This window comes from Amycolatopsis sp. GM8, assembly GCF_021653975.1.
Classification (GTDB): domain Bacteria; phylum Actinomycetota; class Actinomycetes; order Mycobacteriales; family Pseudonocardiaceae; genus Amycolatopsis_E.
Genome location: NZ_JAJKFK010000003.1, coordinates 365081 through 376897, shown reverse-complemented (window position 1 = coordinate 376897; position 11817 = coordinate 365081). Strand labels below are relative to the sequence as shown.

Sequence of the window (11817 nt, the reverse complement as noted above, 5' to 3'; positions counted from 1 at the left end):
ATCATGGCTATGCCGTTACGGCAGTCCATCCGGCTGGGAGCGTACCTGGCGAAGCAGAAGCTGCAGCGCAAGGAGAAGTACGCCGTCCTGGTCGAGCTGGAACCGCTGTTCGCGTGCAACCTCAAGTGCGGTGGCTGCGGCAAGATCCAGCAGCCGGCCCATCTGCTCAAGCAGCGGATGCCGGTGCAGCAGGCGGTCGGCGCGATCGAGGAGAGCGGCGCGCCGATGGTGTCCATCGCCGGCGGTGAACCGCTGATGCACCCGCAGATCGACGAGATCACCCGGATCCTGCTCGAGCGCGGCAAGATCGTGTTCCTGTGCACGAACGCGCTGCTGCTGGAGAAGCACATCCACAAGTTCAAGCCGCACCGCAACTTCGCGTGGATGGTGCACATCGACGGCCTCGAGGAGAAGCACGACGCCTCGGTGCGCAAGGAGGGCGGGTTCCAGGCCGCCGTCGACGCGATCCGGATGGCCAAGGAGAAGGGCTTCCGGGTGATGACGAACACGACGTTCTTCAACACCGACACCCCGCAGGACGTCATCGACGTGCTGGACTACCTCAACGACGAGGTCGGCGTGGACAACATGCAGCTCTCGCCGGGCTACGCGTACGAGAAGGCGCCCGACCAGGAGCACTTCCTCGGCGTGCAGCAGACGCGTGAGCTGTTCTCGAAGGCGTTCGCGGACGGGCGCCGCAAGAAGTGGCGGCTCAACCACTCGCCGCTGTTCCTCGACTTCATCGAGGGCAAGAAGGACTTCGAGTGCACGCCGTGGGGCATCCCGTCCTATTCCCTGCTCGGCTGGCAGCGTCCGTGTTACCTGCTCGACGACGGCTACGCCAAGACGTGGCGTGAACTGATCGAGGAGACCGACTGGGACAAGTTCGGCCGGGGCAAGGACCCGCGCTGCGCCAACTGCATGGCGCACTGCGGTTACGAGCCCACCGCCGTCATCGCGACCACGAGCTCGCTCAAGGAGACGATCCGGGCCGCGGTCGGCATGTGATCCGCTGACGAGAATGCCGGGTGGCCTTTGTGGACCACCCGGCATTTTTCATTACGGGATCAGGAGAATCTTGCCCGAGGTGCGCCGGGCGTGCAGATCCTCGTGTGCCTGGCCGGCTTCGGCGAGCGGGTACCGGTGCCCGATCCGGATTTTCAGCGAACCGTCCACAACGGACTGGAACACTTCGCTCGCGCGCCAGGTCAGCTCCTCGCGCGTGCGGTGGTAGTGCACGCCGGTCGGGCGCGTCAGGAACACCGAGCCGGCGCGGCTCAGCGCCATCGGGTCGACCGGCGGCACGGGTCCGCTCGACGCGCCGAACAGGACCAGCGTGCCGCGCACCCGCAGGCTCGCCAGGCTGCCGTCGAACGTGTTCTTGCCGACGCCGTCGTAGACCACCGCGACACCCTCGCCGCCGGTCAGTTTCCTTGTCTCCTCGGCGAAATCCACCTGGTCGTACCGGATCACGTCGTCCGCGCCGGCTTCGCGCGCGAGCTTCGCCTTCTCCTCGGTCGACACCGTGCCGATCACGCGGTCGCCGTGCGCCTTGATCAGCTGGGTCAGCAGCAGGCCGGTGCCGCCCGCCGCCGCGTGCACCAGGACGTCGTCGCCCGCTTTGACCTCGTACGTCGAGCGGGTCAGGTAGTGCGCGGTGCCTCCCTGCAACAGCACCGCCGCGGCGACCTCGTCGGACACCCCGTCCGGCACCGGCACCGCGACCCGTGCGCGCACCCGCACCTGCGTCGCGTAGCTGCCGTGCTGGCTCTGCCACGCGACGCGGTCGCCGGGCTTGAATTCCGTCACACCCTCGCCGACCGCGGCGACGGTACCGGCGCCCTCCTGGCCCAGCGACACCGGCAGTTCGAGGGGATAGAGCCCGCTGCGGTGGTAGGTGTCGATGTAGTTGACGCCCGCGGCCGCCACGTCGACGAGCAGCTCGCCCGGTCCCGGGTCGCCGACCTCGACCTCGGCGAGCTCCATGACCTCGGGGCCGCCGGTCCGCCGGATCCGCACTGCTGTGGGCATCTGTCCTCCTGCCGGTCGGTGATCTCGCCTCTACCTTAGAATGCTGGACGTGGCCGAACCGACCGAGCAGATCCCCGCACCGACCGCGCGAGCGCTGGCGTCGGCGCGCCGGTTCGTCGCCGAGCACGGCACGCCGGCGAAGGCCGTGGTGGAGAACATCGGCCGGGCGGGCGCGCGGGTCGTGCTCGTCGGCGCGGACGGGGCGCTGGGCGACGTGATCGTGCCCGGCCCGGAGACCGGTGCGGCGCTCGTCGAAGCGGTCGAGGACCTCGAACCGGCCGAATGGGACGCGGCAACGGTGGGCGCGGTGAAGATCGGCGCCGGGCACCGGCACCGGATGGCGGGCCCGGCCGGCCGCCGCTGACCCTGAGTACTGTCGCGATCATGAGCGACGAGTTGCCGGGCAACTGGGGCCGGTGGGGCGGCGGCGACGAGCTGGGCACGCTGAACCTGATCACGGACGAGGTTCGCGCGCGGGCCGCGCAGGAGGTGCGCACCGGCCGCTCGGTCTCGCTGGCCGTGCCGATCCAGCCGGCGCCGATGTTCAGCGGCCCGTTCGCGCCGCAGGCGGCCGAGGTGTCGCCGGTCCAGCAGATCATGCAGTACACCGGAAACCCGGCGAGGGCGACCGCGGAGGTCATGGTCGTCACCAACCACCACACGCTGTCGACGCACGTCGACGCGTTGTCGCATCAGATGGTGGGTGACCAGGTCTATCCCGGGCGCCCGCTGGACGAGGCGGTCTCGATGGGCGGCGTCCGGCACGGGTCGACCACCGCGTTCGCCGCGGGGATCGTCACCAGGGGAGTCCTGCTCGATCTCGCCGTGGACGGCCCGGTGCCGGTGGACCACCCGATCACGTCCGAGGATCTGGAGGCGGCGGAGAAACGGCAGGGCGTGCGGGTCGAGTCCGGTGACGCGCTGGTCGCCCGGTTCGACTGGGTGGCCACGCGCTACCGCGGCAACCCGATGCCCGGCATGACCCTCGACGCGGTGCGCTGGATGCACGACCGCGGGGTGTCGGTGTACGCCGGGGATCTCGCGGACGCCCACCCGCCGCTGCGCCCCGGCACCCCGTCCCCGATGCACGGCGTCGCCCTCCCGCGGCTGGGCATGCCCCTCGTCGACGGCGTGGATGCCGACGACCTGGCCACCGTCTGCGCCGAACTCGGCCGCTACAGCTTCCTGTTGATCATCGCGCCACCGCGCATCCACGGGTTGACGGGCGTACCCGTCAACCCGGTCGCGCTCTTCTGACGGGATGCGGCCGAGGGCTCATCGCCGCGTAGGCGTCCAGCGCCATCGGAACCGCCGCGGCCACGATGGCGCTCCACGGCCGCCGCGATCAGTGGATCCTGCTCCAGCCGGGCCGCGTCGACGGGGCCGACCTTCGCCAATGTCGCACAGGCGCGGTCGATGGCGTCGAGTTTGTTGCGGACGACCTCGTCGTCCAACGCGCGAGGGCTCATCGTTCCGCCATCAGCTGGAGATCCAGTCGGCGAAGCCACCGCGTTTCCATCGCAATGGTGATCGCCGCGATCTGCGCGTTCGCGAAAACCCCTGGCGAGGCTTCGTACAGGACCACGCAGCTGGGCGACAGGGCCGCGCGCGGGCCACCGGTCCCGCCCGTCCGAGGTCCATCAGGTCCACACCATCGAATCGGGTCGCGTCGAGGAGGTCGTTCGTCAACGCGACCACGTCGGACTGAGCGCCGGGCCGTGCGCGGAACGCGAGGTCGAGATCCCGGGCCGGTCGCAGTGGCTCGGGATCCACCGCGCTGCCGTGCACGACGAGCAGGTCCAGGCCATGCCGGGCACAGAGCTGAGCGAGTTCTCCCGTCGCCGCCATCGCGCGGAGACCGTCAAGGGCGTCGTAAGGGCTCGCTGTCATCGCGAGCAAGCATACGACGCCCACCCATACTCAGGCCGCCGTGACGCGCTTCGCGGCCAGGCGGTCCGCCTTGGGCCAGCGGACGTCGCGGGCCCAGCGGAGCTTCTCGAAGAACCAAATCACCCGCGCCGAGACGTCGACCTGGCCGCGCAGCACGCCGTGCCGGGCGCAGGTCGGGTCGGCGTGGTGCGAGTTGTGCCACGACTCACCCATCGACAGCACCGCCAGCGGCCAGAAGTTCGCGGCCTTGTCGCGGCTCGCGAACGGGCGGTCGCCGACCATGTGGCAGATCGAGTTCACCGACCAGGTCACGTGGTGCAGGAACGCGATACGCACCAGCCCGGCCCAGAAGAACGCGGTCACCGCGCCCCACCACGACCAGCTCAGCAGCCCGCCGAGCGCCGCGGGCAGCACCAGGCTGAGCGTGATCCACAGCCAGAAGAAGCGGTTCACCACGCGCAGGTCGTTGTCGGCCACCAGATCCGGGGCGAACCGGTCGTAGTTGGTGACCTCACGCTGGAACATCCAGCCCATGTGCGCGTGCCAGAACCCGCGCATCAACGCCACCGGCGAGGTGCCGAACAGCCACGGCGAGTGCGGGTCGCCCTCGCGGTCGGCGAACGCGTGGTGCCGGCGGTGGCTCGCCACCCAGAAGATCACCGAGCCCTGCACGGCCATGCTGCCGGCGATCGCCAGCGCGACCCGCAGCGGCCGGGCCGCCTTGAACGCGCCGTGCGTGAAGTAGCGGTGGTACCCCACGGTCACCCCGAGCGTCCCCAGCACGTAGAACACCGCCGCCAGCGTCAGGTCGATCCAGTTCAGCCCCCAGCCCCAGGCCAGCGGCAACGCGGCGATCAGTGCGGCGAACGGGACCAGCAGGAACGTCTTGAGCACGATCATCTGGCCGGTACCCCGGCTGTGCGAGATCAGCGGTTTCGCGCCGGTCTGGATATCGGTGGCACTCATGCGTGCGGTGACCTCACTCCGGTTCCTGGGCGGAAAGCGGAAAATCCGCCCCTGCTGCCGCCGAGCCTAGTGTCCGGTTCTAGCGAACGGGCCGCCGAGGCATTACGGCAGGGTGACCTCTGGTAGTCGAGTCGTCTCACCCGGCAGCCGTCAGTTCGCCGGCCTGTTCCGGGGAGTTCGCCCGCGGCACGGGAGCACCCCGATCACGGGCACCGCACCATAGCGCGGCCGTCGAGATGATGACCAGTGCCGAACCGAGTACGTGCAACGAAACGAGCGCCTCCGGCACCCCCAGCGCGTACTGCACGAGCCCGAGGATGCCCTGCGCGACCGCGACCAGCCAGACGAGGCCGTACCGCCGCCACAGTCGTTTCGGCGCACCCGCGCGCAACAGGGTCAGGCCGACCACGGCGAGCACCAGTAGGTAGACCACGAGCAGTCCACTGTGGACGCGGGCGAGCGTCTCGATCGGCGCGTCGAGCCGGTGGGTTTCCGGGTCGCCACCGTGCGGGCCGGCGCCGGTGACCGTGGTCCCGGCGACGAGGACCGCCCACATCGCGACGGTGAGAACCACCAGCAGCGTGCGCGCGAGCGGCGGCACGAGCCAGCGCGGCGGCTCGTCGCCTTCGACGAAACCGTGCAGCAGCAGGACGGCCAGCCAGACCAGGGGAGTGGAGACGAGGAAATGGATCGCGACCGTCCACCACTCGAGCTTCGCCAGCACCGTCATCCCGCCGACGACGGCCTGCAGCACGACCCCGCCCGGCATCGTCCAGGCCAGCGCGAGGAGCCGCTTGCGGGGGTGGTCGACGTGCACGCGCCAGGCCGTGATCACCGCGATCGCGGCGACGGCGATGACGACGCCGGTGAGTAGCCGGTTGCTGAACTCGATCCACTGCGTGACCGCGTGCAGCTCGTCGTGCGACACCGGGACCATGCTGCCCGGCTGGCACTGTGGCCAGGTGGCGCAGCCGAGGCCGGAGCCGGTGACCCGCACGACCGACCCGGTGACGCCGATGCCCGCCTGCGCGACGACCGCGGCGATCCCCACGGCCTTCTGCACACTGCGCGAGGGATAGGGCAGCCGGGCGACGAGCGAGTTCAGAGACACGAGCCGAGAATAGGCGCGGGACTTAGGTCCCGTGGACAAGGGGCCGCCTCAGGTGAGCCGGGTCGTGCGGGTCGCGATACCGCCCGCGACCAGCCCCCAGCCGATGAGCACGACGACCGGTTTCCAGGCGAGTGTCCCGTTGACCAGCGCCTCACGCAGGCCTTCGGCCAGCGCGCCCGAGGGCAGCAGTTCCACGACGGCCGCGGCGCCAGCTGGCATCGCGGTCGGCGCGAGCAGGATCCCGCCCGCGAGCAGCAGCACGAACCACACGATGTTCGCCAGCGCCAGTACCGCCTCGGCGCGCAGCGAACCGCCGAGCAGCACGCCCAGCGCGCCGAAGCTCAACGTGCCCAGCACGAGCAGCAGCACCGCTTCGGCGAGCCCGGCGCCGGACGGCGACCAGCCGAGGATCGTGGCGACCAGGCCCAGCACCACGACCTGCAGCAGCACCACGACGAGCGCGGCCACGATCCGCCCGGCCACCAGCAGCCAGCGCGGCAGCGCCGTCGCGGACAACCGCTTGAGCACCCCGTAGCGCCGGTCGAAGCCGAGCGCGATGGCCTGCCCGGTGAACGCGGACGACATCACGGCGAGCGCGAAGATCCGCGGCGTCACCCAGTCCACTTTGGACACCGAGCCGAGGTCGCCGGAGGGCAGGATGTCCAGCAGCGTCAGGCCGATCAGCAGCGCGAGCGGGATCAGCAGGGTCAGCAGGATCTGCTCGCCGTGCCGCAGCGTCAGGCTCGTCTCGACCTTCGCGTGCTGCAGCAGCATCCGGCCCCGGCGCCCGGCGCCCGGCTTCGGCGTGAACGTCCCCGGTTCGAACGTCGTCATGAGCGCAGCTCCCGCCCGGTCAGGTCCAGGAAGACCTCTTCCAGGTCCCGCCTGCCGACGTGCAGCTCCTCGGCGAGCACACCCTGCTGCGCGCACCACGAGGTCACCGTGGAGATGACCTGCGGGTCGACGAGCCCGAGCACCTGGTAGCCGCCCGGGCTGGGCTCGTGCACCTTGTAGCCCTCGGGCAGCGCGGCCGAGAGCAGCTCGGTGTCGAGCCCGGGGCGGGCCTTGAACCGCAGCTGCGCGGCCTCGCCCTCCTCGGCGGTGAGCGCGGCCGGCGTGCCCTCCGCGATGACCTTGCCGTGGTCGACGATCACGACGTCGTCGGCCAGCGCTTCGGCCTCCTCCATCAGGTGCGTGGTCAGCAGGACGCTCACGCCGTCGGCGCGCAGCGCGCCCAGCAGGTCCCAGACCAGGCGCCGGGCCTGCGGGTCCATGCCGGCGGTCGGCTCGTCGAGGAACACCAGCTCGGGGCGGCCGACGAGCGCGCAGGCGAGCGACAGGCGCTGCTGCTGGCCGCCGGAGAGCCGTTTGAACGGGGTGCGCCTGGCGCCCGACAGGCCGAGAATCTTCAGCAGCCACAACGGATCCAGCGGCTCGGCGGCGCAGGAGGCGACGAGCCGGAGCATCTCCTCGGCCCGCACCCCGGGATACGCGCCGCCGCCCTGGGGCATCACCCCGATCCGCGGCCGCAGCGCCGCGCCCTCACGCCGCGGATCCAGGCCGAGCACCCGGACCCGCCCCGCGTCCGGGTGCAGGAAGCCTTCGCAGATCTCGACGGTGGTGGTCTTGCCGGCGCCGTTGGGGCCGAGCAGGGCGAGCAGCCGGCCCCGGTCCATCTTCAGGTCCAGCTCGTCGACCGCGGTGGTCGCACCGAAGCGCTTCACCAGACCGCTGATCTCGACGGCAGGAGTGCTCACAACCCGCAAGACTACGACTCCTAGCAGGGAAGGGTTCTGATGGGCTTGCGTTGCGGTGCGGGTGGCGGCCCCTGAGAACCCGCGGCGGTGCGAGCTGACAGCGCGGCGCAAGCGGCTCCGCCGCTTATGAAACAGAACCTAGGCAACCGGCCTCGCGTCCCGCCGGAGGAGGATCGGCGCGTAGCGCCGGACCACCAGCAGGGCGAGGACGACCACGACGACGCCGGCCGCGTAGGCCTGCGGGATGACGTAGGCGCGGCCGCCGAAGGTGCTGCCCGTGGGCGGGTACAGCAGGCAGATCACGGCGCTGACTATGGTCGCCGCGTTCCGGAAGCGCGACGTGCCCGCGGACGCGGCGAGCGGGATCACCGCCCACAGCAGGTACCACGGTTGCAGCGAGATCATCAGCAGGGCCGTGACCCCGAGCGAAACCCCGAGCCCGATCATCGGCCGGTAGCGCCAGCGGAAGCAGTCCCACAGGAACTTGATGGTGATCAGGCCGCTGACGATGTAGCCGACCGTGCCGAGGATCGACACCAGCGAGGCGGTGTGGTTGCCGAGACCGAGCGCGATGCCCAGCACCCCGCCCAGCTGCGCCAGCTCCGTGACCGGCGACGTCCAGCTCCACACCGTGCCCGCGGTGCCGAAGAACGCGCCCACCCAGCCGAAACCGAGCCCGGTGCCCAGGCACACCGCGACCGTGACGACGGCGGCCACGGCGAACATCAGCAGTGCCGCGCGCACCAGGTCGATGATCCGCCCGTGCCAGCGCCGGGCGATCATCACGCCGAAGAAACCCAGTGCCCACAACGCGTTGAACTTCACCATCGCGCCCAGCGTGATCACCGCGGCGCCGAGGATGATGAACGGCAGCTCGCCCCGGGCCAGCGGGGGAACGGTGTCACCGGCGACGCGTACCGGCAGCTTGCGCACGCCCAGCTCGAGGCCGGCCATCATGAGCCCGATGCCCAGCGCGTCGTTGTGCGCGCCCGCGACGAGGTGGAACAGCACGAGCGGGTTGGCGGCGCCGAGCCACAGCGCGGTCGCGGGCTCGACCCCGAACCGCCGGGCCAGCCGCGGCAGCGCCCAGATGATCAGCACCACGCCGACGAGCGCCAGCGCGCGCTGCAACAAGACCCCGACGACCACGTTCTCGCCGACCAGGCCCGCGATCCAGCTGCCCAGCCGGAGGAACAGCGGCCCGTACGGGGCCGGGGTGTCCCGCCAGATGTTGGGCACGCCGCTGGTCAGCGGGTCGCCGACGCCCAGCGCCTGCGCCGGGCCCAGCGCGTACGGGTCCATCCCGCGGTGCACGATCTCGCTCTGCGCGAGGTAGCTGTAGACGTCGCGGGAGAACATCGGCGGGACGAACATCAGCGGCACCAGCCACATCACGAGCGTCCGGATGACCTGCGCGCTGGTCAGCACGCGTTCGCGGCCGGGGCGGGCGAAGCGGCCCAGCATCAGCCAGCCGACGATGAGCATCAGGATGCCGGTGAAGGCGAGGGCGAGCGAGACGGTCGGGATCCGCGGGAACAGGCGCAGGACCGGCAGATCCTGCACCGGGTTGAGCACCGGCGCGGCCCCGGCGCCGAGCGAGCCGATCGCGAGGAACAGCGCACCGATCGTGCCGAAACGGCGGGTCACGTCGAGTGCCCGCAGCTCCTCTTTCTCCAGCGGCGCGGCCCCCGGCGTGCCCACCGGCGACGCGGCAGGCCGCTGCCCGGTGTCCGGCTCGCCAACTACCACGGCTAGAGAGTAGCGACGCAGGGAAACAAGGTTGTGAAGACGGTTCAAGGTGACCCCGGTCACTGGCGGATGATCTGTCTTTGCCTCCTGGCGGGAAATACGACACACTTATGTTGTGAAAAACAGCGACGCACCTCAGGGGCCCACCGCTCCCGGTGTCGTCGTGCCTGCCCAGGCGCTGTCGGTGTTGTCTTCGGAGGGCCGGACCCGGCACGAGCTGGCCCGGCTGCTGCTGGAAGAAGGCCCGGTGACCGCGGTCGTGGTCGCGGACCGGCTGGGCATCAGCCCCACGGCGGTACGGCGTCACCTCGACGCCATGCTGGCCGACGGCGAGGCCGAGACCAGGGACGCGCCCCGGCGCGGCCCGCGTGGGCGCGGCCGTCCGGCCAAGCTCTTCCTGCTCACCGAAGCGGGACGGGCCCGGTTCGGGCACGCCTACGACGACCTCGCGGTGTCCGCGATCCGGTTCCTCGCCGAGCACGCGGGCGACGACGCGGTGCGCGCGTTCGCGCGGCGCCGGGTCGCCTCACTGGTCGGGCCGCACGAGGCCGCGGTGACCGAGCCGGACGACCCGGCCCGGCGCGCCGAGGCCCTGGCGGCCGCGCTGACCAGGGAGGGTTACGCTGCGTCGACCCGCCAGGTCGGCAGCGGTGAACAGCTGTGCCAGCACCACTGCCCGGTCGCCCACGTCGCAGCTGAGTTCCCGCAGCTGTGCGAGGCGGAGACCGAGGCATTCGCCGAGCTGCTCGGTACCCACGTGCAGCGCCTGGCGACCATCGCACGCGGTGACTCCGTGTGCACGACACACGTCCCGGCGGAAAGCCCGCAGGGACACCGAGCACGAACTCCGGATGGAGGAAGCGCATGACTGCCGCTGCCGAGCAGCGCAACACCACCACCGCACCGCTGAGCCAGGAAGAGACCATCTCGTCGCTGGGCAACTACGCCTTCGGCTGGTCCGACTCCGACGCTGCGGGTGCGAGTGCCCGGCGCGGGCTGAACGAGGATGTCGTCACCGACATCTCCGGCAAGAAGTCCGAGCCGGAGTGGATGCGCGACGCGCGACTGAAGGCGCTGAAGCTCTTCGAGCGCAAGCCGATGCCGAGCTGGGGCGCCGACCTGTCGGGTATCGATTTCGACAACATCAAGTACTTCGTCCGCTCGACCGAGAAGCAGGCCGAGAGCTGGGACGATCTGCCCGACGACATCAAGACCACCTACGACAAGCTCGGCATCCCGGAGGCGGAGAAGCAGCGCCTCATCGCGGGTGTCGCCGCGCAGTACGAGTCCGAGGTCGTCTACCACCAGATCCGTGAGGACCTGGAGGCGCAGGGCGTGCTGTTCCTCGACACCGACACGGCGCTCAAGGAGCACCCGGAGATCTTCCGCGAGCACTTCGGCTCGGTGATTCCCGCCGGGGACAACAAGTTCTCCGCGCTGAACACCGCGGTGTGGTCGGGCGGCTCGTTCATCTACGTGCCGCCGGGCGTGCACGTGGACATCCCGCTGCAGGCCTACTTCCGGATCAACACCGAGAACATGGGCCAGTTCGAGCGGACCCTGATCATCGTCGACGAGAACGCCTACGTGCACTACGTCGAGGGCTGCACCGCGCCGATCTACAAGTCGGACTCGCTGCACTCCGCGGTCGTGGAGATCATCGTGAAGAAGGGCGGCCGCTGCCGTTACACGACGATCCAGAACTGGTCGAACAACGTCTACAACCTGGTCACCAAGCGCGCCAAGTGCGAAGAGGGCGCGACGATGGAGTGGATCGACGGCAACATCGGCTCCAAGGTGACCATGAAGTACCCGTCGGTCTTCCTGATGGGCGAGCACGCCAAGGGCGAGGTGCTGTCGGTCGCGTTCGCGGGCGAGGGCCAGCACCAGGACGCGGGCGCGAAGATGGAGCACCTGGCGCCGCACACCTCCTCGACGATCGTGTCGAAGTCGGTGGCGCGCGGCGGCGGCCGCACCTCCTACCGCGGCCTGGTCAAGGTCGCGAAGCGGGCGCACCACTCGCGCTCGACGGTGAAGTGCGACGCGCTGCTGGTGGACAACATCTCGCGCTCGGACACCTACCCCTACGTCGACATCCGCAACGACGACGTGTCCATGGGGCACGAGGCGACGGTGTCGAAGGTGAGCGAGGACCAGCTGTTCTACCTGATGTCGCGCGGCCTCACCGAGGACGAGGCGATGGCGATGGTGGTCCGCGGGTTCGTCGAGCCCATCGCGCGCGAGCTGCCGATGGAGTACGCGCTCGAGCTCAACCGCCTGATCGAACTGCAGATGGAAGGAGCCGTCGGCTGA

Annotated in this window: 12 protein-coding genes; 5 read left to right on the top strand and 7 right to left on the bottom strand. The window is 70.3% G+C overall.

Translation table 11 applies throughout. From position 1 onward, the window contains the following. The first annotated feature begins 3 nt into the window (after positions 1 to 3). Positions 4 to 1008: an adenosyl-hopene transferase HpnH gene (gene hpnH / locus LOZ83_RS15010; RefSeq protein WP_236791199.1), complete on the top strand. Its 1005-nt coding sequence runs from the start codon at positions 4 to 6 to the stop codon at positions 1006 to 1008. A 51-nt stretch (positions 1009 to 1059) separates the two neighbouring features. On the opposite strand, the gene LOZ83_RS15005 is transcribed toward hpnH, so the two are convergent. Further along, a complete protein-coding gene (locus tag LOZ83_RS15005; protein WP_236791198.1) occupies positions 1060 to 2031 on the bottom strand; it encodes a quinone oxidoreductase in 972 nt (323 codons plus the stop codon). A gap of 40 nt (positions 2032 to 2071) precedes the next feature. Here LOZ83_RS15005 and LOZ83_RS15000 point away from each other — a divergent pair, with 40 nt between their 5' ends. Together LOZ83_RS15000 and LOZ83_RS14995 are read left to right on the top strand one after the other, a co-directional pair. Next, the gene (locus LOZ83_RS15000; protein WP_236791197.1) at positions 2072 to 2395 is read left to right on the top strand and encodes a hypothetical protein; all 324 of its coding nucleotides are present in this window, start codon (positions 2072 to 2074) and stop codon (positions 2393 to 2395) included. Positions 2396 to 2415: 20 nt separating this feature from the next. After that, on the top strand, positions 2416 to 3288 hold the full coding sequence (locus tag LOZ83_RS14995; RefSeq protein WP_236791196.1) for a cyclase family protein: 873 nt from the start codon (positions 2416 to 2418) through the stop codon (positions 3286 to 3288). Positions 3289 to 3510: 222 nt separating this feature from the next. On the opposite strand, the gene LOZ83_RS14990 is transcribed toward LOZ83_RS14995, so the two are convergent. From LOZ83_RS14990 to mptB, 6 genes are all read right to left on the bottom strand, one after another. After that, positions 3511 to 3921 carry a hypothetical protein gene (locus LOZ83_RS14990; protein WP_236791195.1) on the bottom strand — a complete coding sequence of 137 codons (411 nt, stop codon included), beginning with the start codon at positions 3919 to 3921 and terminating at the stop codon, positions 3511 to 3513. Between the two features lie 30 nt (positions 3922 to 3951). Further along, positions 3952 to 4887: an acyl-CoA desaturase gene (locus LOZ83_RS14985; RefSeq protein WP_236791194.1), complete on the bottom strand. Its 936-nt coding sequence runs from the start codon at positions 4885 to 4887 to the stop codon at positions 3952 to 3954. Between the two features lie 136 nt (positions 4888 to 5023). Continuing rightward, positions 5024 to 5998, bottom strand: a complete 975-nt coding sequence (locus tag LOZ83_RS14980; RefSeq protein WP_236791193.1) for a heme A synthase — start codon at positions 5996 to 5998, stop codon at positions 5024 to 5026. Between the two features lie 48 nt (positions 5999 to 6046). Beyond that, positions 6047 to 6832, bottom strand: coding sequence for an ABC transporter permease (locus LOZ83_RS14975; protein WP_236791192.1), 786 nt, complete (start codon positions 6830 to 6832; stop codon positions 6047 to 6049). Continuing rightward, positions 6829 to 7755: an ABC transporter ATP-binding protein gene (locus LOZ83_RS14970; protein WP_236791191.1), complete on the bottom strand. Its 927-nt coding sequence runs from the start codon at positions 7753 to 7755 to the stop codon at positions 6829 to 6831. The genes LOZ83_RS14975 and LOZ83_RS14970 overlap by 4 nt, the downstream gene beginning before the upstream one ends. Positions 7756 to 7893: 138 nt before the next feature. Further along, on the bottom strand, positions 7894 to 9504 hold the full coding sequence (gene mptB / locus LOZ83_RS14965) for a polyprenol phosphomannose-dependent alpha 1,6 mannosyltransferase MptB (RefSeq protein ID WP_374202666.1): 1611 nt from the start codon (positions 9502 to 9504) through the stop codon (positions 7894 to 7896). 163 nt (positions 9505 to 9667) lie between these two features. Between mptB and LOZ83_RS14960 the strand changes: the two genes are divergently transcribed. Together LOZ83_RS14960 and sufB are read left to right on the top strand one after the other, a co-directional pair. After that, positions 9668 to 10372 (top strand): metalloregulator ArsR/SmtB family transcription factor, encoded by a 705-nt coding sequence (locus LOZ83_RS14960; protein WP_236792087.1) that lies wholly within the window; start codon positions 9668 to 9670, stop codon positions 10370 to 10372. After that, positions 10369 to 11817, top strand: a complete 1449-nt coding sequence (gene sufB, locus LOZ83_RS14955) for a Fe-S cluster assembly protein SufB (protein ID WP_236791190.1) — start codon at positions 10369 to 10371, stop codon at positions 11815 to 11817. The genes LOZ83_RS14960 and sufB overlap by 4 nt, the downstream gene beginning before the upstream one ends.